The sequence below is a fragment of the Caballeronia sp. LZ029 genome, from assembly GCF_031451275.1.
GTDB classification, from domain to species: Bacteria; Pseudomonadota; Gammaproteobacteria; order Burkholderiales; family Burkholderiaceae; genus Caballeronia; species Caballeronia jiangsuensis.
On the sequence record NZ_JARUXO010000002.1, the window covers coordinates 109,981 to 134,646 of the forward strand.

Here is a 24,666-nt window from a genome sequence, read left to right on the forward strand (position 1 = left end):
CTCGCGGCGCGTTTCATCTCCTCCCGCGAATGAACCGGCGTGATGGCAATGAAGCAGCGGCGGGTGCAGTGATTGCTGTGGCGCGTAAGGTCCCGGCGAACGAAAAGGAGGACACGATGAAAGCGGTCGTATTTCATGGAATCGGGGACATCTCGCTCGACAACGTATCCGATCCGACACTTCAGCATGATCAGGATGCCATTGTTCGACTGACCGCGAGCGCGATCTGCGGCACGGACCTGCACATGGTGCGTGGAACCCTTCCTGGCATGATGCCGGGCACGATTCTCGGCCATGAAGGCGTCGGTGTGATCGAGCAGATTGGCCGAGGCGTCCGCAATTTCAAGGCAGGCGACCGGGTGCTGATCCCATCGACAATATCCTGCGGCGCATGCTCTTATTGCCGCAAGGGCTACACCGCTCAGTGCGATTCGGCCAATCCCAACGGCGCATCGGCCGGGACAGCTTTTTTTGGCGGACCGCAGTCGACCGGGCCGATCAACGGTCTGCAGGCGCAGTACGCGCGTACGCCGCTTGCGCACGCGAGCCTCATCAAGCTGCCCGAGAGCATCGACGATGAACGCGCCATCCTGCTGTCCGATATCTTTCCGACAGGCTTTTTTGGCGCGCAGATCGCGGAAGTCTCCGCAGGCGACACGGTCGCCGTGTTCGGTGCGGGGCCGGTTGGCCAGTTCGCGGTGGCGAGCGCCTTCATGCTCGGTGCGGGGCGCGTCATCGTCGTCGATCGACTGGAGGACCGACTTGCGATGGCCCGTGCACAGGGCGGCGAAGCCGTCAATTTCGACGACGAAGATCCCGTTCAGACAATTCTCGCGCTGACGGGCGGCATCGGCGTGGATAGAGTGATCGATGCGGTGGGCGTCGATGCCGTGCACGCGCAGCGCGGACCAGCGGCGCAGGAGGAGACGCTCAGGCAGGGTGAGCGGGAAAGCCGCACCGTGACGCCCGAGCGCAACATAAAGGACGGCAGCTGGATTCCCGGCGACGCGCCGACACAAGTGCTCGACTGGGGTATCGCGGCGCTTGCGAAGGCGGGCACGCTCGGCGTCATCGGTGTCTATCCGCCGGGCGACCGCTTCTTTCCGATCGGCGCCGCCATGAACAAGAACGTCACCATCAGAATGGGCAACTGCAATCATCGTGCGGTGACACCGCAGCTCGTCGAACGCGTGCGCAACGGTTCGTTCGATCCGCTTTGCGTCCTGACCACGCGCGAGCCGCTCACACACGTGATCGACGCGTATAAAACGTTTGATCAGCGCCAGCCTGGCTGGATCAAGGTCGCGCTGGAGCCGTAGGCATAAGCGGGCGATTCGCCACGCGATACGCACGCGCCCGCGGCTCCTGTCTTATCCGGCGGCATCGCGATTGCTGGCGGTGGATGTTCCTCTTCGACGAAGTATGGAGATGCAGACACCGGTGCGTCATCGATTAAAGCCTTGCGCTGTGTACCCGGGAACCCTTCGCACAGAAACGGCAGCGAGCCGGGACCCGCTCGACTCTGGGTGATCCGCGGCCGGTGACATGAACAGAGCGTGCTGCGTTGAACTGCCTCTGGCGACCGGGTGCAGGCCGTCCCCAAGCAAGGCGCACGCTGGACGCTCTCCGGTTAACATCGCGTGCTTGACACGAGTCAGGCTTGTGGCTTGACAGTGACGCAGAGCACGGACGCTTTAACGTCGCCGTCGAACCCGAACCGTCGGCCGTTGCGGGTAAAGCGCATGAATCGTCTCCTTCCGATGCAATCCCGACGGGAAGAGGGCACAGCCTCTTTTTGGCGGAAATATCCCCACAATGACCGTGTCGCCCAAGAAATTGGCCGATCGTCCAGATAGGATGCTCGCGTGAATCGCAAAACTTCTCAGAACACTTCCATTTGCGGATCGAAGCCACGCGTCGGGACTGCGGGCGCCGCGAGTCTGATTGCACGGCCGGTGCGCGCGGACTCGTATATCGCCTCGATGATGCGCTGATCCTGTAAGCCTTCTTCGCCCGGTGTGTGCGGCACGATGTCATCTTTCACGCACACCGACATGTGGTCGATCTCGCGAGCGAACTGGTTTTGCGGATCGATCTGCACTTCGGTGATCGCGCTCTTGCCGTCCTGCAATGTGCCGTGCCGCAGGCGCAATCCGTTGTAGCCGAACGCTGGGTCCATCTCCGGCCAGCCCTGCGCGCCTTGCAGCCTGAAGAAACGCGACTCGTGACTCGCATAGCTCGACACACACGTCGCCGTCAGTCTGCTTGGAAATCGCAGGATGAAGTGCACGGACGCTCCACTTCGACAAAGCGCGGGTCGGACTCCGGCCGATACACCGTCGCGATGACTTCCTGCGGCTCCTCGCCGGACAGAAAGCGCACTGCATTCAGGCAGTAAAGCCCGATATCGGGCAATGCGCCGCCGCCCGCCAGCGCTTTGTTCAATCGCCATTGGGACGGATCGCCGACGTTCTGTGAATTGCCCGCGATGAATTCGCGCAGCGGCCCAAGTTGCCTGTCCTTCACCATCTTCACGATCATGCGATCCATCGGCTCATATTGGCTACGATACGCGATCATGAGCTTGCGGTCCGCGCGCCTCATTGCGTCGACCATTGCCTGACAATCGGCGACGCTGTTCGCCATCGGCTTTTCGCAAAGCACGTGCTTGCCGATCTTCGCGGCGCGCAACGAAAGTTCCTTGTGCATGCCGTTGGGTAATACGATGAGACGACCTGCACGCGCGGGTTGTCAGCGAGACGTTCGAAAATTTGATAGTCGTGGATGTCAGCCTCCGGCACGCCATACTGGCGTGCGACGCGCAGCGCCTTCGTGCGATCGCCCGAAACCAGCGCGGCGACCTTCGAGTACTTACACTGCGCGGGCGCTGGCAGGATCTGATTGAGCGACAGGCGACCGACTCCGACGATCGCATAACCGATGCGGTCGTCGGGCGGCAAGTTGGCGTCCGGTGTCTCTTCCTCCTGCTCAGTGTTCGGATCCTAAATCAGCGGGAGCTTGACTTGATTGGCGTCGGCGCCCGTCGGACCGGCAGCCCACGCGTTGTCAGCCGAAGCGGCGGTGAACGCGACCGCGATGCCCGCGCTTCCGCGTAATAAGACGCGCGCCGCCCGATTCCTGGCGGCGTGGAAGTCGATTCGGGTTCAAGGCGCGTGGGGTCGTTGCGGGCAGGCATCGGAAGCTCCAGAGTTTGGCGTGATGCGGCAGCGCCGTCTGGTGGGTGTCCGCAGTCGCGGCGCTTGCACAGTTTTAGCATTGACCGTGCCGTCGGCTCGTCGGCTGCGGCGAGTTAGAACCGAACGTTTCCCTGTCGTCGAGGCCCGGCGAAATCACTGATTGGTCGGCTCTCCGGGGTCCTCGACGCCTTCCTCGATGTTGTCCTTCTGATCGCCGTAATCCTTGCGATTCGCACCATTCGTGATCTCGACATCTCCCCTGACCTTGCGTTCTTCGTTTCCGGTGACGGTTCCGATCGCCGTGTCTGTCCAACCTTTAATCTGTTCCTTGATACCTTCCTTCTGATCGTGGTTCATCTTATGCTCCGTGGCTCGTAAGTGGATCGACGGTGTTTCCTTCGATGTGAAACGTGCCCGGCGTTAGCTTAGGCTTCATTGTCGGACTTGCCTGATCTGCCGCTGCGGCTCGCAGGTTCGAGATCCGGATCGATGTGATCGTGTTCAGGTGCGTATGGTCCCTCTTCGGGATGTTCCTTGCCCTTCGGCACGAGGCTCGGGTCGATGTCGCCGTGCTCACGCTGCTCGATCGTGCCGTCGCGTTTCTCTTTTACGTCGCCTTCGCCGAGCGTTTTCCGACGTTCGTCCGCGCGCTCGACGGGATCGGAGGGTTCGTTTTGCATCGTCTGCTCCTTTAGGACGGCTGGCGCCGTATTTTCGAGCAACGCTTATGCCCACGCCGCAGGCGTATTGCAATGCGGAAGCGGCTTTGTCAGGCGCAGGCATTCAGAGGCCGCACGCCATGCTGAAACGAGGCATCCTCAGCGCGAAGCGGGCCTGCCATGCAAATCAAACTTATACCACTCGACGAACAGGTCATCGTTATTACAGGAACGACGATCGGGATAGGGCTCGTCGCCGCGCGCCTCGCCGCTGCACTCGCCTAATGCTCGTCTCGCGTGAAGAGACAGCGCTCACTGAACTCGTTCGAGAGTTGTCGCGAGAGGCGAAGGACTGCGTCGCGCATACCGTGGCAGACGTCGGCGATCGGAAGCAACTGCAGGCGGCGGCGGATGCCGCGATCCAGCGGTTTGGCGGATTCGACACCTGGATTAACAACGTGGGCCTGTCGATTTACGGACGTTGCGCCGACGTGCCGCTCGACGAGCAACGCAAGCTCTTCGACACTAACTTCTGAGGCACCGATAACGGGCCGCTGATTGCCGTGCAACATCTGCGTAAGAAAAGCGGCGCGCTCCATCAATCTGGGCAGTGGATTGTCGGACGCCGCCATTCCGCTGCAGGGCGCGTATGTGGCCTCGAAGCACGCGGTAAAAGGCTATACGGATGCGCTGCGCGTCGAACTCGCCCAATGAAGGCGCGCCCGTATCGGTGACGCTCGTCAAGCCCGCTGGCGCCGACACGCTCTTCGTCGAGCACGCCAAAGATCATCTCGACCAGCAGCCGAAGCTGCCGCAACCCGTCTACGCGCCGAATGTCGTCGCGCGAGCGATTTTGCACGCGACGGTGCGTCCCCCCACGCGATCTCTATGCAGGCGGCGCATCGCGCGGCATGGCATTGTTCGGACGCTCGGTGCCGCGCGTCTACGATGCCATATTGAGCAAGCTCGGCGTGAAGGCGCAACTCACCGGCGAGCCACGGCGGAACGGCGACCCACTCGATCGCGGCGGCGCAAATTTGCGCAAACGTTCGGGGCGTCATGGCCGGGTGCGCGAACGCAGTTTTTATACCGATGCCTACACGCTCGCCGCCGGCCCACGCACAGCGCTCATCGGGATTGCGGGATCATGTTGGTCGCGGCAGCGGGGCGCTACCTGCGCGAAACCAAAGGGCGCCGCGCAGCGACGTCTTGGAGCGGCGTCAGGAAAGCCGATGCGATGGCGTCACGGCACTAAGCCAGTCGAGAGACGTGGAGGTATGTCATGAAGGCACATGTTCACAAGTTGCTTACCCGAGCGATAGGATCGGGCACCGCGACAGGGCTGGCGTCGGCGGCGGTCGCATCCGCCGGCGCGTTGCACTGGGGGCACGGACCGTGCCGTGCGATGAACGCCGTCACGCACTGTCTCTGGCGCGACGCATCGTGGCGAAGGAGACCGAGCGCGAAGTACACAGCCCTCGGCACGACGATTCATATGGGCAGTGCGGTCTTCTGGGGCGTGCTGTTCGAAGCGCTGTGTGAACGCGGATACCGTCGATCCGGGGCGATAAACATTGCGAACGCGGCCGCGACGACTGCGCTTGCGACCTACGTCGTCGATTATCACGTCGTGCCCAAACGCATCACCCCTGGATTCGAGAGCCACCTGTCGAAGGACTCGTTGGGGCTGACGTATGTCGCGCTTGGTGCGGGCTTCGCGCTCGCGGCGGTGCTGCGGCTCGTGCATGACGCTGACAGGGTCGCTGCGCTTGAGCTTCCCTCGACAGGCCGGAACAGTTCCTTTGCCGGCTTGTCGTGCGCCGATACAAGTGGTCGCTAGTGCCTTGCGCGGCCTTAGACAGGGACGCGAGTTCGTTGATCAGTTGACTCGCGGCGTACTGGGTTTAGGTGTTATTGGCTGGCGCCCGAAGGCGTGTCGCTGGCCGCGGTAGCAGGGAAGCTCGCCGCAGTCGGAACCGAGGCGCCCGATGCTGGCGCGGCAGCCGCGGTGTCGCTGGCCGCATTCCCCGTGGTAACGGTGGTGCGGTTGCGGTTGCAGCCCGCCATAAAGCAACTGCACGTTGTCAGTGCGATGATCAGCGAGATTTTGATGCGGTTGGAAGCTTTCACGGTGTGCTCCTGGTCAGACGGCATTGATCAAAATGAGCCCGTTGGGGCTGGTGTTTTGCCCGTACATTGCGTAGCACGGCGGTACCCCCCTGTAAAGTTAAGCTGTGCCATGCATTCGGTCGACGCCGGAACGCGGAAGCCGCTATGTATGCTCCACGATATCGCGCTAAATGGTCGAGGTCGACGAACACGACATGACTCGTTTGGTCTTTTAGATCAGGAAGCACCGCGCGTACCTGACTTATGAGACGGCGGACGCGCCGGACGCAGGCGGTTGACCGCGCCGGCGCTCGACGAATGTTCGTGGACTTCGTCAGCGAGTCGCTCGCGGCAGTGTCGGACGCTTCGATGTCCTATTGCGCCGCAGCCTCCAACACGCCCGAAAGATGTCGCCTAAATTTACCAAACATGAGCACGACGGGCGTGCTTGGGTAAAAAGATCCAACTTGACGGCAGCGACCACGACGGTACTGGCGGATTGGAGTGATGCATCAATCGGTGCTTCATTTGTGAATGGACGTGCATGCCTGCGCTGACACCGGAAAGCAGCCGGTCGGGATGGTCGCGTTAAAGCGACGTCGCGACAGGGTCGACGGCGAAGTATCCTCGACCTCGGCGCGAAATCGACGACCTCCGTGCGTGGGTCGGGATGAATGAAAGTCGCCGCGTTTGCAGGTCCGTCCCAAAGGTACGGGATTTGCTCAGGTTGCTTGGGCACGCGCGCCCTTCCAAAGACATGGGGGCTGGCCGCAATCGGCCAGTATCGACAATGCTGTTTCTGTTCGTCGAAGATGATGAAAACGTCGCGGCGGCGTTCGCCGAACTGGCCGCATCGCTCGGCCATCATGCGGACGTTGCGCGCAACGGCGGCGAGGCGCTACGCATGACAGGCCAGACGCGCTACGACTCCGTTTTCATGGATATCGGCTTGCCCGATATCGACGGACGCAAGCTCTGCGAATACGTTCGCTGCGCGGGTGCATCAACCGAAGCGTGTATCGTCGCGGTGACCGGTAAGAGTGGATTCGACATGGAATCATCGCGTCAATTCGACGGTTATCTGCGCAAGCCCGTTACCGCGTTGGAAGTCGCGGAAATCATCCGGCGCTGTTGAGGCGTCAACTCGCGCAGGATTGCGTGGATCGAGTGGAAAGGTATTCAACATAACATTCACTTAAGGCAAGCCGCGCTACGATCGCAGCACGACAACGCACGCGCGCCCTTCATGAATAGATACTTCACCAACAAGCAGGGCGCCATCCGCCGCATCATCGACCTCAAGCGCAATGGGCCTGAGGCGTGCGGCGCGACGGTCGTCGGCGAGCATAAGGACGGCAGGGAAGTCCACGGGCTCGAACAAGTGCTGTTTCATTTGCGAATCGGGCGGATCGCTCATTTCACTTGCAGCAGTACCTTCGTCCAAGAGATCGTCTTCGTCAGCTAGCCGACGAAGACGACGACCTTTAACGTCCCCTAATCGCATAGAGCCGCGTCGGTAACGCGGTTGGGCTTTGCGGGTTGAACCAACTCATGTCGGGAATCCGTGAGTCGGTGATATAGATCGTGCCATCCACGCCTTCCGAGAACGTATCGGGCCAGACCAGGCGCTTATCGCGCAGGAGTGTGGTGAAGCGCTCGCCATCGCGCACGCTTATCGCGTGATGTTCGACCGACGACACATAAAGCCGCCCGCGTTCGTCGAACCATAGACCGTCAGCGGGACCATCGATGCCGGCGGCCTCGACCCGCGCCGACACCTGCTGCGCGCTCAACTGCGCGTTTTGAAGGGCGTCGGTCGCGATGCGATAGAGCGTTCTTCCCTTCACCGCCTGCCAGTACAGATAGCGCCCATCGGGCGTCAGCGCGATCCCGTCAGCCGAGAAACTTACGCGTCGTCCATCTGTCTGCTGTAGCGGCTTGCCGTCGACTTTGACGGTCACGCTCTTGTCGGCCTGCGTGCTCGGATCGCCGTCGAGCACGCGGCGCGCCGAGCCGGACGCCGTATCGACCACGACGATCGCTCCGCGCACGCCGGAGTCGGTGATGTAGACGAAGCGGCCGTCCGGGCTGATGCGCACATCGTTGAGATAACTGCCTTGCGGCGCGATCGTTTCGTCAAACGAGTAGGCATGCGCGACGCGGTTCGACGTCAAGTCGATCTGCACGAGCTTCGGCGCCCCCGGCACGACGAGCGACTGGGCCGGCGCACCGGCATCGATGACCCAGAGATTGCCGCGCTTATCCGCAACGACGGATTGAACGCAGACCCAATGGTCCTGCGGGGTGACCTCGTCGCGTCGGGAATTGCGCCAGCTATTCCATTCGACATCGGGATACGGTCGAAGATCGCCGGTGCTGCCGAGCTCGGCGACGGAGATCGGCGCATCTTCCGTCCAGCGCGGGAAGTTGACGAAAATGCGGCCATCGGGCGTCACGGTGACGCCGGTCACTTGACGCTCGAACGTCGCCAGGAGCTGCAGCCGGGCATCGCCGCTTTGCCGATCGTGTCTGTTGGCGGATTCCTGTGCGCTGCCCAACGGCGCGAGGGCGGCGAGGCAAAGGACGAGAAGGGTTTTGACGAGCGGTCTCATAATCGGCTCCGACGCGAGGATCCGCCAACCCAGCAATCGCGATGCCGTGGCATGCGCACAGGCGATGCTCGTGATCGGCGCGGTGATCGGCACCGCGGTCGGTCTCGCGACGCTGCATTATTTCCCCGATGTCGCCGATGCCTTGTCACGATTCGCTCTCGCGACGCTCGTCGCACGCATTGCATCAACGCGCCTTCGGACCACGAATTACAGCATCGTCGTGGCTGCGGCGCTCGCGCTCGAGTCTTCCGCGAGCATCGCGGGCGCAGTGTCGCGTGCAAGCAATCGCGCTGGCGCGGCCATCGGCATCGGCGTGTCGTTGAGCGTGTGGCCGCAATTGTCCCGTTCGCGCGCCTTCGAGATCATGGGCGAGCTTCTGAAGGTGCTGGCGTCGCGCATCGAGCGGGTGCGCGATTGCGCGAGCGACTATCTGCAAGCACTGGCTGCGTGGATGCGCGGCGGCGGACCGCTGCCAACGGCCGTACGTTTTTTCGCGCCACTGAACGATATGTCCGCGGCCATCCGGTCCGACATCGCGGCCGCTATTTCCGGCATCGAGGCAGATTTACGTCAGTTGCAGCCGTTGTCGAGGCTGTCGTTCGCACTGGAACAGGTCGGGGGAAATCTGGACAGCATCGCCGGGCACTTTGCCGACCGCGTAAGCCGTTTGGAAGACGACGGCACAGCTCCTGCTCTGCTGATCAGCCACCACGGCAAACAACATGACCAAGAACAGCGAAGCGAACAAGCGGATGCCCGCGCCCGATGACTGACAGGCGCTTCTCAACGAACCGCGCCGTTGCAAGATGGCGCGCTCGCCGCACGCATACGTCAGGGGCAATACAGAACGATTTTACGAGTGGGTGATCGAGGCGAACGGAGACTCGCTGCCTCACGGCCCGGCGATCTGGATTTGCGGCGACTGCCACACCGGCAATCTCGGGCCGATCGGCAATGCGAAAGGCAAAGTGGAGATCCAGATTCGCGACCTCGATCAGACGGTGATCGGCAATCCCGTGCATGACGTCGTCCGCCTGGGATTGTCGCTCGCGACGGCTGCGCGCGGGTCCTCATTGTCCGGCCTGAACGTCGTGCGAATGATCGAGGCGCTGGCTGCCGGATATGAATCCGCGTTCGCAGGTGAGGCCATTGACATCAAACGTCCTGAACCCGTTCACGTAACGATGAAGGAAGCCGTGCGCCGGTCGTGGCAGCATGTCGCGCGTGAGCGCATCGACGATCTGCAATCCGGCGATTCCCTGGGAAAGCGATTCTGGCCTCTTGCCAGAGACGAGCGAAACGCGATCGAAGCGCTTTTCACCGACGAAGACATTGCGAGTCTGCCGACCAGCCTGAAGGGTCGCAAAGACTCGAGCGAGGTTGTCGTGCTGGACGCGGTGTATTGGGTGAAGGGTTGCAGTTCCCTCGACCGTCTGCGCTATGCGATCCTGCTCGATGTCGATGGTGGCGTCGTGGAAGGCGACGACCTGTGTCTGATGGACATCAAGGAAGGCGTGAAGCCCACGGCACCCCGTTATGATGATGTGGCGATGCCGCGCGACAACGCGTTGCGTGTCCTTGAAGGTGCCCGAAACCTCTCACCGTATCTCGGTGAGCGAATGCGCGCAGCGCGCCTGCTCGATCGCGGCGTCGTTATCCGCGAGTTGTTGCCGCAGGACATGAAGCTCGAGATCGAGGCGCTCGGCAAGGATGACGCGATGCACGTCGCGCACTATCTCGCGGCTGTCGTAGGTAAGGCACATGCGCGGCAGATGGACGACGCAACGAAGCGGGCGTGGCGAGCGGAACTCGGTCGCAATCGATCGAAGACGATCGACGCGCCGCTATGGCTTTGGAACAGCATCGTCCAATTGGTGAGCAACCATGAAGCGGGGTTTCTCGAGCATTGTCGGCGTAACGCGACCGGAACGTGAGTGTACGTATTTAATCCGGCAACTCGATGCAGTCGCGCCTGCTCTGCATGCTCGGAGGCGTGCCCGGCTTTTGGGATTGGGCAGAGCTGCACTGCGGTTATGGATCGGGCATCAACCGCATTCCGCGTCGCGCCAACGAGCTCTCGCGAGTCCTCGCGAATGCGAGTGACTTAGAGTCGTTGTAACGTAGTGATCGGCTGCGGGCAGAGATCCCATGGCGAATGTTCCCTGCAGGATGCCGTCCGTTCAGCAAGCTCGATGACACTTATTCGACCTGCTTGCAAAACGTTCATTCCATTCCCGATGGTCGCGTTTGCGGCTGCGCAACGCGAAACCTTTTGATCGAGTATGACACGGGGTTGAGAAGCGCAGGCCGAACCATATGCCTCAGATAATCGGCTTTCCGCCCGTCACGGCGATGGTTGCGCCAGAGATGTAGCTCGCCTCGTCAGTTGCCAGCATCACGTACGCGGCGGCCAGTTCGGCCGGCTGGCCAGGACGTTTCATCGGCGTTTGCTTGCCGAAGTTCTCGACGCTCGAAGGCGGCATCGTCGATGGAATGAGCGGCGTCCATATCGGCCCCGGCGCCACGCAATTCGCACGGATACCGCGCTCGGCCAGCAGTTGCGCCAGTCCGCCCGTGAAGTTCTGGATCGCGCCCTTCGTGCTCGCATACGCGATCAGACCGGGATTCGGCGCATCGGCGTTGACCGACGTCGTGTTGATGATCGTGCCGCCCGATTGCATATGCGCGAGCGCCGCCTTGGTAATACGGAACATGGCGCCGATGTTGGTCGAATAGGTCTTGTCCCATTCGTCGTCGCTGATGTCTTCGAGCTTGTCGTAGGTGGCCTGATAGGCGGCGTTGTTCACCAGCACGTCGATACGCCCGAAAACCTCGGCAGTCTTTGCGACGAGCGCTTTGCAATGCTCGCGATCGGTAATGTCGCCGGGCAGCAGCAACGCACGCCGCCCGGCCTGCTCGACCCATCGCGCGGTGTCGCGGGCGTCGTCGTGCTCGTCAAGGTACGCGATGGCGACGTCCGCTCCCTCGCGCGCGAATGCGATCGCGACCGCCCGGCCAATGCCGCTGTCCGCACCAGTGATCAGCGCAACCTTGCCCGCAAGCCGGTTGCTGCCCTGATAGCTCGATTCGCCGTGATCGGGCGCCGGGTCCATCGGCGCGGTGAGTCCAGGGCGGCGCTCCTGCTGTTGGGGCGGCATGGGCGAGCGAGGATATTCGGAGGCGGTCATGGTTTTGCTCCTAGTTGCGGGTTTGCGCCCAATGCGGCGATCCTCAGCACGAACATAATCCTCGGTACCCGCGTCAGGCACTTCCTCGACAACGACTCTGCGCGGTCTTCCTAGACGAGTGCGTTGACGAAAGTTCCGGGGTTGACTCGACGGACGCCCGTTTGTGCAGGCGCTTGATCGTCTCCCAGCACTGACCGTTCCTGGCACGCAGGCGCGTTACTAACGTAGTATAAGCCTGAGCACGAACGCATCTGCTTACGATGCCCGTCACCGGGACATGACCTTCGCAGCCCAGATAGCTGCGCATTGCTCGCTTGTTGTGAGGTCTCCAGCACTACGTTTAATTCTCGTTATGCGGGCGCGCTCAGCGCCGAGCGTACCACGCGTGAAAGCTCGTCGAGTTGAAATGGCTTGCGCAGCGCCGTAAAGCGCTTTTCAGCGATCGTCGAAATATCGACATCTGCGTAACCTGTGGCCAAAATTATCGGCAGATTTTCGCGAAATTCACGGGCCTTCTCTATGACCTGCAGTCCGTTCATACCGGGCATGGCATAGTCGACCATTAGCAGGTCGGGGTTGTCGATGCGAAGGCGCTCGAGACCGCTAACGCCGTCACGAGCTTGAGAAACGGTATGCCCGAGAGCCTGCAGGCATTCGACAAGCATGCTTCGGACGTCCTCGTCATCCTCAATTACAAGAATGTGGCGCCCCTCTACCGCGCGGTTATCTAAATTCGAACCGGCGACGATTTCCTGCATTTCCTCTTTTACGAGCGGCAACCACATCTCTACAGTGGTGCCTTTTCCCAGTTCGCTCTCAATGCGCGCAACACCGCCCGCCTGCCGTGCGATTCCGTACACTTGACTTAACCCAAGTCCGGTACCCTTGCCAACCGGCTTCGTCGTAAAGAACGGGTCAAATACGCGAGATAGCACACCTGGCTCGATGCCCGCCCCGGAATCGCTCACACTGACGACAACATAGCGTCCGACAGCAAGGGTTTCATCCGGCGCAGGGCGCTCGCCTGCGTGGATGGAAATGCGTCCGCCGCCCGGCATGGCATCACGCGCGTTAATGGCGAGGTTGAGCACGGCGAGCTCTAGCTGGTTCGCGTCCGCCCGCGTCCAAAGATCTTCCGCGTCCGCATGGGTCGAGAATGCGATGGCCGGTCCCAGCGAGATCGAGATGATGTCACGCATGCCGCGAAGCAGCGAAGTAACGTTCACAGCCTTCAGGTCGAGATTGCTCGTGCGTGAGAACGTGAGCAATTGGGCGGTGAGCTTGCCTCCACGTTCAGTGGCGCGTTTGATCGTTGCAGCCATCTTGCGCACCCGCTCATCATCGCTTAGACGAGCAAGCAGCTCGGCGTTGGCCATGATGACATTAAGAAGATTGTTGAAATCGTGCGAAATGCCGCCGGTCAGCTGGCCCAGCGCTTCCATCTTTTGCGATTGCACAAGCACGGCCTGCACTTTGGCGCGCTCATGGATCTCTTTCATAAGCCGATCATTCGCCGATGCAAGCTCAAGCGTGCGTTCGCTGATACGACTTTCGAGCGATTCATTTAGGTGCTCGAGCGCCTCTTGCGCTTTCACGCGTTCGATCAGATGCTGCTCGGATTCCGCCAGATGCTTGCGCGACTCATACTGCCGAGCGCGGGCGCGTAGGGACGATGTCACCGCACGACGCAAGGTCTCGGAGTTCAAGGGCCGCTCAAGAACCAGTACGTTTCCAAGCCGTTCGAGCAGGTCGAGGCTCGCCACGGGACGGCGGCCGGCGAAACGCCCTGAGAGCAGGATGATGGGAAGATCGGACCAGGCAGCTTGATGCTCGAGCCATTCTCCGAGCGAGCGAGCGCTATCGTCCTGAATGGATTCTTCAGTAACGATCGCAACGCCCGCGCCCCTTTCGAGTTCCTTCAAGAGACATTCCGAGTCAAGACAAGAGAAGCAGCTTCGACCGTCGCTCGCGAGAACGTCGGCGATGACATCGGCGTCGCGGCCGAAGGGCGCCATGATGAGAACGCGAAATTCCATTGCGCTAGTCGGAGGAGGGGTTCTTCTTGCCGTTCGAAGGGGGCAGCATAGCCGTCTCCCCCTGGTACCTTGGAAGACCGCCCAGAATTCCTTCAAAATCACGCAACGCTTCGCCGACGATTAGGCCGCGGCTGCCGAGCTGGAACTGGCGGATCGAGCGCTCGTGCCCGCTCGCGCGACTTTTGACCGCGGTCACCGCGGTGAGCACTTCACCCCGACGCTCGAAGTAGCGGAAGAGTACGACCACATCGCTGAGATAGCTAATATCAATGTCGCTCTGAATCTCGCCGATGACACCATGCTGGCCCAAGACCAGCATGGTGATGACGCCGCGCTGATTAAGATAGGTGAGCAACTCATGCATCTGCAGCAGCAGATAGCGTTCTCCAGGCATGGCTTGCAAGAACGCGTTAAGGCTATCAATGGCGACAAACCGCGCGTTTTCCTGCTCAACGCTGCGATGCACCTCGCTTGCAAACTCGCCCGGCGACATTTCCGCAGGGTCGACCTGTCGCAAGGTCAGCAACCCCGTTTCCAGGTGATTCCGCAGATCGATGCCGAGGCTAGTTAGCCGTCGTAGCAACGTGGTTCTTGTCTCGTCAAAGAGGTAATAAACGCAGGCTTGTTCGCGCTCGAGTGCAGCCAGCAGACATGAGGCGACGGTGGTCGTTTTACCGACGCCCGATGGCCCGACGAACAGCGTGTTTGTGCCTGGGACAAGGCCGCCGCCGAGGAGTGCATCGAGCCCAGATGTCCCAGTGCTCAATGCTTTCGCGGAATAGTCGCTGTGATGCTCCGCGGCGACGAGGCGAGGGTAGACCTTGATGCCCCCCGTTTCGAGCGTCATGTCGTGGTAACCCTCGCGAAACTTGATGCCACGCATCTTGGCAATGCGCAGCCGCCTGCGTTCGCCGCCATAATCGTGCACCAAATTGTCAAGGCTGATCACGCCATGCGCAATGCTATGCAACTGGAGATCCCCGGGTTCCGAGGTGTTGTCGTCAAGCAGCATCACTGTGCAGGCGCGGGTTGCGAAATAGCGCTTCAGGGCGAGGATCTGACGCCGGTATCGCAGCGGGTTCTGCGACAACATCCGGAGTTCGGACAGGCTGTCAAAGACGAGGCGGACCGGCTTCAAATCGTCAACCCGCGCGATAACGTCACGGACAGTTTCGCCCAATTCGACTTCCGCGGGATGTAAGATCGTTTGTTCGTAACGAGGATCGAGGCCCTCATCGGTAAGCAGTTCAATGATCGTGACGCGGGTGGTGTCCCAGCCGTGACTTTCAGCGACGGCCACGAGTTCGGCCTTTGTCTCCGATAAAGTTACGTACAAGCCTGGCTCTCCGACTTCAGCACCCTTGAGTAAGAACTGCATGGCCAAAGTGGTTTTGCCTGCACCCGGGGCGCCTTCGAGAAGATACATGCGGTGCGGCGTCAACCCGCCGCCCAGGATATCGTCCAGGCCGTCGACGCCCGATGAAATACGGCCCGGATTTGGCTGATCGATTGTCGCTGACATATGTCTCAAGTGTGGTTGGCTGTTCCAACAGCCGTTAGTGCATGCAAAAAGCAGTCCACGCTCGCGTCAGCGTGCAAGGCTCTTAGCGACCGGGTTTCGGTGTGTTGGTTTTTCGCGGCACCCTCGTCACGTGCGCGGGCAGCACTGGCAAGCGAATAAACGCCGGTCCGGCTGGTTGGTAAATTGTCCTTGATGCGGCGGGCAAGCAGAGTAGGATTTCCTCGTTCGACGTCATTGCCCGGGGTTGGGGCCCATGCGACCAGGCCTCCAGCGTCGTCATACCAGCGGAATTTCCGAACCCGCACGCCGAGTGAGCCGGATCCTATTTTCGCGATCGGGCGCGGCTAATACGGCCGCCAGAGCCGGCTAGGCGTGCAGGGCGCGTGAATAAAACTTCGCAGCGAGCTTAGACGATCGTACGGCGCGCGACGACACGCCGTGTGCATAAGCTCATACACCCCAAAGTGTGGGTCGACCTCTTCCTGGGCCACGATCGGGACAATTAAATTGATCTGATCGGGCATAAGGTCCGTCGCCGCTGCGAGAGCGGGCTCCCGTTGCGGCGCGCAGATCCGGTCCTCCGCACAGTAGAGCCGACAGCTATGTGGTATGTCTTCTCTTGCCGGAAGACGATGTCGACGACGCGCGCCCGCGCACTCATATTGTTGTCGACGGTGGTCCGCGTCACTTCAGCGAGTTGGTGCATGACCTCCGTAAGGAAGCCTTTGGCCGAACGCAGCCGGATGCGGTGCTTGCCAAGCGCCCGCCAATCAGTATCGAATTTCATGATGTCCTCCCAATCGATCCCTTTGCGCGGGCGATATGGGCAAAGCGACGATTGTCAAGCCTAAAGTTTGACCGGAAGACCGAGCAGCAACGGTCATCGATGTTATGAGCGACGACATCGATCACCGGAACGGGACCATGGCGCTATGAACCCGTCACGACAGCGTCGGCGCCCGTCGCCGAGGCTTGTTGCAACCGGGGGCCACGCCTTCAGGTGCCTGACCCGCAGTGACTGAGGGCCGCGTAAGGAATGCGTCTGTGGCGGCGCACTGCGTTCGACCCCAGCGCCGTTCGTGACCTCCGAAGTGAGACGGAATTCGCGTTGTCACGCGCGGCCGCGCTGCTGCCCCGTCCGTCCTCCGCGGCGACTTGAATTTTTCCGGGAGTTTTACTACGTTATTTTTAGCTCAGGCAGTGTGTCCGCCGCCCGATCGGTCGCACGCTGCGTGTTTCGATTTGTTTGCTGGCAGCATGGCAGGCGAACTGGAGCGCGCAAGCTCGTTCTCTTCCTTGCTGCGTCGAAGGAGAAGACGATGAGCCACGTCTATCTGCGCTCGGACTGCACCGATGGCACTGAGCGTCGCTCTCAAACTTCGGCGCTTTTTTCTGCATGTCGCTGCTTCCGCATTGCGACCGACGCTTGTTTCGGGCGTTCCCTCGCGCCATTGATTCGCCAGCCTCCTTCTCGCATCCACGGGCCAGGGGGCAACGCCGAACGTCGGCGACGGCGCGAATATCCTCGTGCGCGCTCCGTAGCGCTTAAGCTGGCCGTGCCGCGTCAGGATGGCCTCTAAACCGGGGACGCAGGGCGACGCGGAACAGTCCGGACGTCGCATCCTCGCGCCGGGGGGCGGGCGGCTTCCCATCGCAGTGGCCGATGAGAAAGAAACTTCTGCGGAGTGCGCGCCGAGAATTGTCGATCAGCAGCGAAACAATCCGTGGACAGGCTTGAGATGAAAACGGTCATTCGTTACCGGAACGTAGCGAAGCTTTCACGTCCGGATCTTCATCAGATGATCGAGCGGCTCGCTGAACGGGTGCTCGCCCCGCATTTGTCGCACTTTCCGACCGAACTGCTCCGTTTGCACGCAACCCTGGACAGGAGCCGCCAACATGGTCTCTATCGCGTTCGTTTGCAGATCACTGTCCGGCGCGACGCTGGCGTGCGCAGAGGAATCGTCGCGATTGGAAAAGGCAATCGAACACGCCTTTACAGAGCTGGATCGGCAGGTTGAACGCCACGTTGCACATCTGCGTCACGAGGACGCCTGGCGTCGCAAGGAGCGGCGCGTCGGCCTGCGGCAACTCAAGACGGCACTGAACGAAGAGAGCGACGCAGAAACGGCGTCCTTCAGCAGCCTCGTTCGCCCGCTGCTCGCATCACTGCATCGCTTTGTGCAGCGGGAGCTTTCGGACCTGCAGGCGCGAGGCGAACTCGACCCGGGTGAGCCATCCGTCGACGAGATCGTCGATGAGGCGTTGGCCCGTGCGTGTGAGCAGTCGGCAACGCGCTCACGTAAGCTCAACCCGCTGCAGTGGTTGTACCAAATAACGCTGAGCGTTCTCGCCGACGAAGTGAGCCGTCGCCAGGACGAGGCGGGCCGCTGCATTTCGCTCGAGGGCAGACTGCCGATCGAGCTGCGCGAGCCGCGAGAGGACGAGGAAATACTGTTTGCCTACTGGCAGCCCGATGAAGTCCTGCGTCTTGAAGACGTCATGCCTGCAGCGGACGCGACGCCCGAGGAGGCCGTGAGCGAGCAAGAAATCCGCGCGCTGCTCGCGACGCTCCTTTCGGAACTGCCGGCACCCTGGCGCCGCGCAGTTGTCCTTTGCCGGCTGGAGGGGCTTGCAGTAGGCGCTGCCGCCCAGGTAGCCGGTGTGACGGAGCAGGCACTTGAGCAGGGGCTGGCGCATGCCGACGCGTTCCTTCGGGCGAGACTTGGAGCGCTACGGTTGATCCCGCAAGCGTCGGACGAGCCCGCTGGCTACGAATGCCAGGCGTGCTGCCGCCAGCGTCGAGCCTTTCGCAAAAATTCGAGCAGGCAACGCGGCGCGACGTTCGAGAGCCAGAGAAGCAACGACGATGATGTTCGCGCAATTGCGAGGGCGCAAGAAGTGTCCTAGAGACCGGCTGACCAGCGGCGACAAGCGATCAGTAATTGAAGTGTTTTGATACCGGTGAAGACATCATGAGCAAGATCATTGGCATCGATCTCGGCACGACGAACTCCTGTGTGGCGTCAATGGAAGGCAAGCAGGTTAAGGTGATTGAGAATTCAGAAGGCGCCCGCACGACGCCATCGGTTGTCGCGTATCTCGACGGTAGTGAGCTGCTTGGTGGGCGCGTCCGCGAAGCGGCAGTCGGTCGCCAACCCGAAAAACACGCTGTTTGCGGTCAAGCGCCTGATCGGCCGCCGCTTCGAGGAGAAGGAGGTGCAGAAGGATATTCGGCTCATGCCCTACAAGATCGTCAAGGCGGAGAACGGCGACGCGTGGGTCGAAGCGCGCGAGAGCAAGCTCGCACCGTCACAGGTCTCGGCCGAAGTCCTGCGCAAGATGAAGCAGACCGCCGAAGACTACCTCGGCGAGTCGGTCACTGAAGCCGTCATCACGGTGCCCGCCTACTTCAACGATAGCCAGCGCCAGGCGACAAAGGACGCCGGCCGCATTGCGGGTCTCGAGGTCAAGCGGATCATCAACGAGCCCACAGCCGCTGCGCTCGCCTTCGGCCTCGATAAGCGCGAAAGCCGTGACCGCAAGATTGCCGTCTTTGATCTTGGCGGAGGCACCTTTGACATTTCGCTGATTGAGATCTCCGATGTTCACGGAGAAAAGCAGTTCGAAGTGCTGTCGACCAACGGCGATACCTTGCTGGGCGGCGAAGATTTTGACCAACGCATCATCGACTATCTGGTTGGCGAGTTCAAAAAGGAGCAGGGCGTTGACCTCTCGACGGACGTGCTCGCATTACAGCGTCTCAAGGAGGCGGCCGAGAAGGCCAAGATCGAACTGTCGTCGAGTCAGCAGACTGAGATCAACCTGCCGTACATCACAGCGAACGCATCGGGACCCAAACATCTGAACGTGAAACTCACGCGCGCGAAACTCGAATCGCTGGTGGAGGACCTGATTGAGCGGACGATGGAGCCTTGCCGCGTTGCGCTTAAAGATGCGCGTCTGACGGCAGAACAGGTCGATGACGTCATTCTTGTCGGTGGCATGACGCGTATGCCCAAGGTGCAGGAGACGGTCAGAGCGCTTTTTGGGCGGGAACCGCGAAAGGATGTCAACCCCGATGAGGCGGTGGCCGTCGGGGCGGCCATCCAGGCGGCGGTGCTGTCCGGGGAGCGCAAGGACGTCTTGCTACTCGACGTGACGCCGCTCTCGCTTGGCATCGAAACGCTCGGTGGCGTCATGACAAAGATGATCGAGAAAAACACCACCATTCCGACCCGGTTATCGGAAGTTTTCTCGACCGCCGACGACAACCAGGCCGCGGTCACTATCAAGGTGTATCAGGGCGAACGCGAGATGGCGAGCGGCAACAAGCTGCTGGGCGACTTCACTTTGGAGGGGATCCCGCCAGCCCCCCGTGGCGTGCCGCAGATCGAAGTGACTTTTGATATCGACGCGAACGGCATCCTGCACGTATCGGCCAAAGACAAGGCCAGCGGCAAGGAAAACCGGATCACCATCAAGGCGAATTCAGGATTGTCCGAAGGCGAAATTGAAAAGATGGTCCGGGAGGCGCAGGCGCATGCGGCAGAAGATCACCGGCTGCGCGAGCTGGTCGATGCGCGTAATCAGGGCGATGCGTTGGTCCACACTACGCGCAAGGCACTGATTGAATATGGTGAGAAGCTTGACGCCGCCGAGAAGCGCGAGATTGAGGCTGCAATCAGGGACCTTGAAGATGCATTGAGACGGTCCCACAGGGAAGAAATACAGGCCCGGATCGGCGCGCTGGCGACGGCGTCACAAAAGCTCGGGGAACGCATGTACGCGGACAAACCATCGCAAGGAAGCGGTCCGAGCGAAACGGCGGGGCAACACGAATCCCAGAGGCGAGGCCAGGATGATGGTGTGATTGACGCAGACTTCAAGGAGGTGAATCGGAAGCGGTGACGCCGGGACGCTCACTCGGCCGTCAAGGATCGGATGCAGGCGTGACCCCTGAGAGAGCGCTCGTATCGATCGGACCGGCGGTGCGCCAGGCGCAGCGCCGCGGTGTTCGTCAGCTTGGCGCTCATGGGTAAGAGGTTTGGCTATGAACATGCAACATATACTTGTCGTGACCGCGGCGGCGTTGGCTATGTGCTGGTCCGGCGACGCAAAGCCGACGAGTGCGCCGGTGCGCACCTTGCCGCTACAAGACGATATCTGGATTACCGGTACCATCCAGCGTGGCAGCGGCCAGTACGCGCCCGGCGACTACACGACGATTTTGCTGGATCGACCGGTGACCTCGCCCTGTAGTGACAAGGTGGTCACCGATATCCTTCTCGGTATCGGTGGCAACCCGGGTCCCACACTGCTGCTTCCCTTTCTCGACCAGCGGGTGGCCGTCAAGGGGCGCGTGAGCTGTCCTCGCTCGGGCACACAGTTCTCACCGCAGCCGGACGTGGTGTTTCCGGTCTGGTAAAGGTCGACAGGTGCAAAGACGGTGCACCGAGTGCCGCGACCTGGGCTCGACTAACTGGGCGTTGTGGTGCAGGGCGGCGGCTTGATCAAGATCAAGCGTGCGCGCGCTAAGGCTAAGTCCCCAGCATCAAGCGGTGTCGCGCCCGGGGCCCTTACGCCCCGAACTGGGTGAGCGATGCGCTATTGAAGTGGTGGCACCACGCCTAGCTTTTCGGCGAGCATCCTCTCGTAGACACCGAAATGCAGATCGACCTCTTCCTGCGTCACCACTGTTACGAGGATATTGATCTGCGCGGGTTGCAGGCCAAGGACGGTCGCGATCGCCGCTTCGAGTTGGGGCGCGCATAAGCGGTCGTCGGCGAACGTGCTGCCAACCGAGACCTCGTAAGTGGCTTCCTTTCGCGCCACGACTTCGACTATGCGCGCACGCGCGCTCATGTTGTTGTCGATCGCAAGCCGAATGACCTGGACCGCCGTACGCATCGTCTCAGTCGGGAAGCCCTTCGTCGAGCGCAGCCGGATACGGTGCCGGCCGAGGGTCAGCCAATCGTATTCGAATTCCATAATGTCCTCGCAAGGGCTGTCAGGAACGTCGAGAAAAGATAGGATGCGCCCGTCCGATTTCAAGAGCAGAAAACTCGCAACATCCCCTTGAAATTTCGGCGCGAGATCCTATCTTGAATTTCGCTCAGGCAGTCGCGCAGCAGTTCGGCGCGCTGCGTGTTTCGATTTGTTTGCCCGCAGCACGGCAGATGGACTGGAGCGCGTAGGCCCGTTCGTCTTCCTGCTGGTTCAAAGGAGGAAATGATCATGAGCGATCTCTATTCCGGGACCGACCTGTTCAGCGAACTCGATCGCCTGCAACGGCAGATGGCGAGCATGTTCGGTGGTTTCCCTTCCAGCATCCGTTCTGGGCGTTTCGGCGCCTTCCCGCAAATCAATATCGGCTCGACCGACGACTCGATCGAGGTCGTTGCGTTTGCGCCCGGAGTCGATCCGAAGAGTCTGGACGTGTCAATTGACAAGGGCCTATTGAGCATCAGCGGAGAGCGCGCGGCGGCGCAACCCGCGACCAACGGTGAAGAAATGCGCACCTATGCGCAGGAACGATTCGTAGGTTCTTTTCGACGCGTCATTGAGCTACCGGAGCATGCGGACCCCGACAAAGTTACTGCGCAATACACCAATGGCTGCCTGACGGTGAGCATTGGCAAGCGGGAGGCATCCAAGCCACGAGCTATTACCGTTCAATGAAACGTCAGAGTCGAAGGAGGACATCATGAACGCCACAACAGAGCTTGCCAGGAGAGGCGAAAGCGCGGTCGTCGGCAGGGAGGGGGAGCCGTCCGAGCGTCGGATCACCATCACGCCGCCGGTCGATATCTTTGAAAATAGCCAGGGCGTCGTCTTGTGGGCGGATTTGCCCGGCGTAACGAAGGATCGGCTCGACGTGAAGGTCCACGACGGTAATCTGTTTATCGAGGCAGAGGCGGTGGTTCCGAGCCCGGCCGGGCTGCGCCTGCAGCACGCCGAGATCCGCCAGCCCCACTTCGCGCGAGCGTTCTCGCTCGGGTCCGACCTGGATGCTTCGAAGATCGATGCTAATCTGAGGGACGGCGTGCTGCAGCTGACAATACCGCGTCGGGACGAAGCCCGCCCCCGCCGGATCGAAGTGCGTACAGGCTGAGTCGGCAAGCGGGTAAAGCCGCGGGAGACCTTGAAGTAGCGGTCCAAGAGGCCGCCACCCGCGGTTTAGTCGTTTGCTGATGAAATCCGCAGGAGCAAACCATGAATACCGATCCAAGGAAATGGAACCCGTTCAAGTTCCTGCGCGGGTCGACGCGCAAGTCCGATGCGGACGCGGAGCATTCGCCGGGCGGTGAACAGTCGCGCTCGACGTGGCCTGACATGCCTCGATTCTTCTCGCGCGATCCGTGGCGCGCCGTCGAGGAATTTTTTCAGGATCCCTTTGCCGGACGCGGGGCGCTGGAAAGATGGTTTGGCGACTTCAGCTCATCGCGCTTCCAGCCGCGTATCGACGTGGTCGACGAAGGAAAGATACTGCGCGTGACGGCTGAGTTGCCCGGAATGGAGCGCGAGGACGTGAGCGTAAGCGTCGAGGATGGCGCGCTCGTCTTGCGCGGCGAGAAGAAACAGGATGTCCGTAGCGAAGAGGACGGCTGCTACCGGCTGGAGCGAGCGTATGGGCGCTTTACACGGACCATACCGATGCCAGAAAACGCCGAGCCCGATCGCGCCCTGGCCAAATTCGACCAGGGGATACTTACGTTGACCGTGCCGAAGTCGGAGTCGGCGCGTTCCGCGAGTCGCACGATCGATATTGGCTAGAGTGACCGGGTAGTGCGATGCCCGCAGCATGTTCATCGGCAAGATGGGGGCCGTTAGCTCAGCTGGTAGAGCAGCGGACTTTTAATCCGTTGGTCACTGGTTCGAACCCAGTACGGCCCATGAGATATCCTGACGCAATGCCGCCGCCGCAGGTGTCGCACTGTCTGATTTCTTGGTAGCGCGCCGACCGATTGGCTGAGTCGATGGAGGCGATCAGCTCGCTGAAATGGGCGCGTTATGACACGTACGGCTGCCGCCCGTAATCCTCGACGCGTACTGGACAGCATCGTTGCTCGTGCCGGCTTGAATGTCACACCAAAACTCCTGGTGACAGGCGCCGAGAAGGCGGGCGGCCTGATAGCGGTGAACATGACTGGCCAGCCAAAACCGGCAACCATCAAAGAATACTTTCATTGCCGGCCGCGCGGCGCGCATTGTACCTAAGCGAATCAAAGCCAATGCGTCTTCGACGGCCGGGCTGCCAATCGCTTCCCGCATGAGGAATTCGTCGCTCACCGACAGTTGCGAAAACTTGAGGTAGTCCAGGCCGAGCACGCCGGACGGGAGCTTGGGCGACGGCGCGCCTGGCGCTCGAGAATCTCTGGGCATATCACTCAGATCAGGCACGCATCGAGCAATGCATTACGTTATAAAACATGTCCACCTGGAGCGGCTCCTCGCATGTCCATGCTTATCGCGCAGCGTTGGCCCCGTCATCCGTTGGGTGGATCGATCTCGCTTGCCGCGGGTTCATGGGTCTCGTGAGCGCAGAAAAGCCGAGCCGGCGCAGGGCGGTGTTCGCCTGTGCCATAAAGGCCTCGGGCCAAGTTCCGCAGAGAAACTCGAAGGCGGGTCGGGCCTCTTCTAGCAGCGAGGAGAGCACATCATTGCATGCAGCTCTCGATGGCACGGAATTCATTGAGTCGCCGAAGAGAACTTGCTGGACGAGGGCGACGCCGCCGCGCTCAGCCACAAAAGAAATCGCGGGATAAAAGCGCGGATCTTCGACGATGGCTTGGCCGTACGTCTCGGCCAAGGCAATTAAAATCGCCATGTCCATGCGCGACGGCGTCGCGGGAATATAGATGTGACTTGACACATAACCGCGTTGCATCGAGGTTTGACGCATAAGCGTCACGACATTCTCAAGTTCCGAAACGATGCGCGCGACGGTGCCATCGGGCATTGCCTCGCTAGCGCGAGCGCCCGAGCTCGCGTGGTTCGTCGAGTCGTTCGGTTTGTAGGTCCCTTTCATCATGTCATGCTCCGGGGCGAGTCATTGACCGGTCATCAGGTGTCGAATGATCAAGGCCGGGTCGGCGATGTCGAGGATCAGGCGACGGAAAATACGCCTACGCATATGCTCCTCGTCAAGCACCCACGGCGCACCTTTTTCGCTTAGATAACGAGCGAGGGCATCTTCGAGATTCGCGTCGTCGGGTAGATCGAGCCGGCGCGCCAGGAGCGCCGCAATGACATCGTCGAGCTCGACCTCGAGCGGCTTGGAATCAATGCGAAGTTCGAGTTTCATGTCAGCTTGCTAAAAAGCAGCGCCGCACGACGGAGT

26 protein-coding genes, 1 tRNA gene and 3 pseudogenes are annotated in these 24,666 nt (G+C 60.9%); 15 read left to right on the plus strand and 15 right to left on the minus strand.

What is annotated here, in order from left to right; genetic code table 11:
- The first annotated feature begins 116 nt into the window (after nt 1-116).
- On the plus strand, nt 117-1,319 hold the full coding sequence (locus tag QCE73_RS15480) for a zinc-dependent alcohol dehydrogenase (RefSeq protein ID WP_014253141.1): 1,203 nt from the start codon (nt 117-119) through the stop codon (nt 1,317-1,319).
- Between the two features lie 563 nt (nt 1,320-1,882).
- Here QCE73_RS15480 and QCE73_RS15485 read toward each other — a convergent pair.
- From QCE73_RS15485 to QCE73_RS15505, 5 genes and pseudogenes are all read right to left on the minus strand, one after another.
- Complete coding sequence (locus QCE73_RS15485) at nt 1,883-2,245, minus strand: Gfo/Idh/MocA family oxidoreductase (RefSeq protein WP_231928063.1); 363 nt, start codon at nt 2,243-2,245, stop codon at nt 1,883-1,885.
- An 11-nt stretch (nt 2,246-2,256) separates the two neighbouring features.
- On the minus strand, nt 2,257-2,646 hold the full coding sequence (locus QCE73_RS15490) for a Gfo/Idh/MocA family protein (protein ID WP_404989786.1): 390 nt from the start codon (nt 2,644-2,646) through the stop codon (nt 2,257-2,259).
- A pseudogene (locus tag QCE73_RS15495) lies at nt 2,629-2,960 on the minus strand (Gfo/Idh/MocA family protein); the annotation flags it as partial. The gene QCE73_RS15490 and the pseudogene QCE73_RS15495, both read right to left, overlap by 18 nt.
- Before the next feature lie 390 nt (nt 2,961-3,350).
- Complete coding sequence (locus QCE73_RS15500) at nt 3,351-3,554, minus strand: hypothetical protein (protein WP_014253143.1); 204 nt, start codon at nt 3,552-3,554, stop codon at nt 3,351-3,353.
- A gap of 68 nt (nt 3,555-3,622) precedes the next feature.
- A complete protein-coding gene (locus QCE73_RS15505) occupies nt 3,623-3,877 on the minus strand; it encodes a hypothetical protein (protein ID WP_014253144.1) in 255 nt (84 codons plus the stop codon).
- A gap of 47 nt (nt 3,878-3,924) precedes the next feature.
- Between QCE73_RS15505 and QCE73_RS15510 the strand changes: the two genes are divergently transcribed.
- The 3 genes from QCE73_RS15510 (at nt 3,925) to QCE73_RS15520 (ending at nt 5,696) form a co-directional block, all read left to right on the plus strand.
- Complete coding sequence (locus tag QCE73_RS15510) at nt 3,925-4,392, plus strand: SDR family NAD(P)-dependent oxidoreductase (RefSeq protein ID WP_309882152.1); 468 nt, start codon at nt 3,925-3,927, stop codon at nt 4,390-4,392.
- A 22-nt stretch (nt 4,393-4,414) separates the two neighbouring features.
- Nucleotides 4,415-4,570, plus strand: coding sequence for an SDR family NAD(P)-dependent oxidoreductase (locus QCE73_RS15515; protein WP_238215890.1), 156 nt, complete (start codon nt 4,415-4,417; stop codon nt 4,568-4,570).
- Nucleotides 4,571-5,261: 691 nt separating this feature from the next.
- Nucleotides 5,262-5,696, plus strand: a complete 435-nt coding sequence (locus QCE73_RS15520) for a hypothetical protein (RefSeq protein WP_309882153.1) — start codon at nt 5,262-5,264, stop codon at nt 5,694-5,696.
- A 71-nt stretch (nt 5,697-5,767) separates the two neighbouring features.
- On the opposite strand, the gene QCE73_RS15525 is transcribed toward QCE73_RS15520, so the two are convergent.
- Nucleotides 5,768-5,986, minus strand: a complete 219-nt coding sequence (locus tag QCE73_RS15525; protein WP_144404158.1) for a hypothetical protein — start codon at nt 5,984-5,986, stop codon at nt 5,768-5,770.
- A 769-nt stretch (nt 5,987-6,755) separates the two neighbouring features.
- Here QCE73_RS15525 and QCE73_RS15530 point away from each other — a divergent pair.
- On the plus strand, nt 6,756-7,100 hold the full coding sequence (locus tag QCE73_RS15530) for a response regulator (RefSeq protein ID WP_035508390.1): 345 nt from the start codon (nt 6,756-6,758) through the stop codon (nt 7,098-7,100).
- Between the two features lie 111 nt (nt 7,101-7,211).
- Nucleotides 7,212-7,430, plus strand: a complete 219-nt coding sequence (locus QCE73_RS15535; RefSeq protein ID WP_035508388.1) for a hypothetical protein — start codon at nt 7,212-7,214, stop codon at nt 7,428-7,430.
- A gap of 19 nt (nt 7,431-7,449) precedes the next feature.
- Here QCE73_RS15535 and QCE73_RS15540 read toward each other — a convergent pair whose 3' ends face one another.
- A complete protein-coding gene (locus QCE73_RS15540; protein ID WP_014253147.1) occupies nt 7,450-8,577 on the minus strand; it encodes an L-dopachrome tautomerase-related protein in 1,128 nt (375 codons plus the stop codon).
- Here QCE73_RS15540 and QCE73_RS15545 point away from each other — a divergent pair.
- Entirely contained in the window at nt 8,561-9,346 is a 786-nt protein-coding gene (locus tag QCE73_RS15545) for a hypothetical protein (RefSeq protein WP_309882155.1), read from the plus strand. The genes QCE73_RS15540 and QCE73_RS15545 overlap by 17 nt on opposite strands.
- Nucleotides 9,300-10,511: pseudogene (locus QCE73_RS15550) on the plus strand (DUF2252 family protein). Before QCE73_RS15545 ends, QCE73_RS15550 begins: the two are co-directional and overlap by 47 nt.
- Nucleotides 10,512-10,898: 387 nt before the next feature.
- Here QCE73_RS15550 and QCE73_RS15555 read toward each other — a convergent pair.
- The 4 genes from QCE73_RS15555 to QCE73_RS15570 all read right to left on the minus strand — a co-directional run bounded on the left by QCE73_RS15555 (nt 10,899) and on the right by QCE73_RS15570 (nt 16,110).
- The gene (locus tag QCE73_RS15555) at nt 10,899-11,765 is read right to left on the minus strand and encodes a glucose 1-dehydrogenase (protein WP_014253150.1); all 867 of its coding nucleotides are present in this window, start codon (nt 11,763-11,765) and stop codon (nt 10,899-10,901) included.
- Between the two features lie 350 nt (nt 11,766-12,115).
- Nucleotides 12,116-13,801 carry an ATP-binding protein gene (locus QCE73_RS15560; RefSeq protein ID WP_309882157.1) on the minus strand — a complete coding sequence of 562 codons (1,686 nt, stop codon included), beginning with the start codon at nt 13,799-13,801 and terminating at the stop codon, nt 12,116-12,118.
- Nucleotides 13,802-13,805: 4 nt separating this feature from the next.
- A complete protein-coding gene (locus QCE73_RS15565) occupies nt 13,806-15,323 on the minus strand; it encodes an ATPase domain-containing protein (RefSeq protein ID WP_309882159.1) in 1,518 nt (505 codons plus the stop codon).
- Nucleotides 15,324-15,825: 502 nt separating this feature from the next.
- On the minus strand, nt 15,826-16,110 hold the full coding sequence (locus QCE73_RS15570; protein ID WP_063607040.1) for a hypothetical protein: 285 nt from the start codon (nt 16,108-16,110) through the stop codon (nt 15,826-15,828).
- A 1,112-nt stretch (nt 16,111-17,222) separates the two neighbouring features.
- Here QCE73_RS15570 and QCE73_RS15575 point away from each other — a divergent pair.
- From QCE73_RS15575 to QCE73_RS15585, 3 genes and pseudogenes are all read left to right on the plus strand, one after another.
- The gene (locus tag QCE73_RS15575; protein ID WP_231928066.1) at nt 17,223-18,233 is read left to right on the plus strand and encodes an RNA polymerase sigma factor; all 1,011 of its coding nucleotides are present in this window, start codon (nt 17,223-17,225) and stop codon (nt 18,231-18,233) included.
- Between the two features lie 65 nt (nt 18,234-18,298).
- A pseudogene (dnaK, locus tag QCE73_RS15580) lies at nt 18,299-20,234 on the plus strand (molecular chaperone DnaK).
- Nucleotides 20,235-20,376: 142 nt separating this feature from the next.
- The gene (locus QCE73_RS15585) at nt 20,377-20,751 is read left to right on the plus strand and encodes a hypothetical protein (RefSeq protein ID WP_035511472.1); all 375 of its coding nucleotides are present in this window, start codon (nt 20,377-20,379) and stop codon (nt 20,749-20,751) included.
- 179 nt (nt 20,752-20,930) lie between these two features.
- Here the strand turns inward: QCE73_RS15585 and QCE73_RS15590 are convergent, their stop codons facing one another.
- On the minus strand, nt 20,931-21,314 hold the full coding sequence (locus QCE73_RS15590; protein ID WP_014253156.1) for a hypothetical protein: 384 nt from the start codon (nt 21,312-21,314) through the stop codon (nt 20,931-20,933).
- A 246-nt stretch (nt 21,315-21,560) separates the two neighbouring features.
- Here QCE73_RS15590 and QCE73_RS15595 point away from each other — a divergent pair, with 246 nt between their 5' ends.
- The 4 genes from QCE73_RS15595 to QCE73_RS15610 all read left to right on the plus strand — a co-directional run bounded on the left by QCE73_RS15595 (nt 21,561) and on the right by QCE73_RS15610 (nt 23,219).
- Nucleotides 21,561-22,004 carry an Hsp20/alpha crystallin family protein gene (locus QCE73_RS15595; RefSeq protein ID WP_035511486.1) on the plus strand — a complete coding sequence of 148 codons (444 nt, stop codon included), beginning with the start codon at nt 21,561-21,563 and terminating at the stop codon, nt 22,002-22,004.
- A gap of 25 nt (nt 22,005-22,029) precedes the next feature.
- Nucleotides 22,030-22,437, plus strand: coding sequence for an Hsp20/alpha crystallin family protein (locus QCE73_RS15600; protein ID WP_014253158.1), 408 nt, complete (start codon nt 22,030-22,032; stop codon nt 22,435-22,437).
- Nucleotides 22,438-22,538: 101 nt separating this feature from the next.
- Nucleotides 22,539-23,099, plus strand: coding sequence for an Hsp20/alpha crystallin family protein (locus QCE73_RS15605; protein WP_035511474.1), 561 nt, complete (start codon nt 22,539-22,541; stop codon nt 23,097-23,099).
- Nucleotides 23,100-23,146: 47 nt separating this feature from the next.
- A tRNA-Lys gene (locus QCE73_RS15610) sits at nt 23,147-23,219 on the plus strand.
- Between the two features lie 93 nt (nt 23,220-23,312).
- Here QCE73_RS15610 and QCE73_RS15615 read toward each other — a convergent pair.
- The 3 genes from QCE73_RS15615 to QCE73_RS15625 form a co-directional block, all read right to left on the minus strand.
- Nucleotides 23,313-23,654 (minus strand): hypothetical protein, encoded by a 342-nt coding sequence (locus QCE73_RS15615; protein WP_309882163.1) that lies wholly within the window; start codon nt 23,652-23,654, stop codon nt 23,313-23,315.
- A gap of 136 nt (nt 23,655-23,790) precedes the next feature.
- The gene (locus tag QCE73_RS15620; protein WP_051627286.1) at nt 23,791-24,357 is read right to left on the minus strand and encodes a hypothetical protein; all 567 of its coding nucleotides are present in this window, start codon (nt 24,355-24,357) and stop codon (nt 23,791-23,793) included.
- Nucleotides 24,358-24,375: 18 nt separating this feature from the next.
- Entirely contained in the window at nt 24,376-24,630 is a 255-nt protein-coding gene (locus QCE73_RS15625) for a hypothetical protein (protein ID WP_014253161.1), read from the minus strand.
- Between the last annotated feature and the right edge of the window lie 36 nt (nt 24,631-24,666).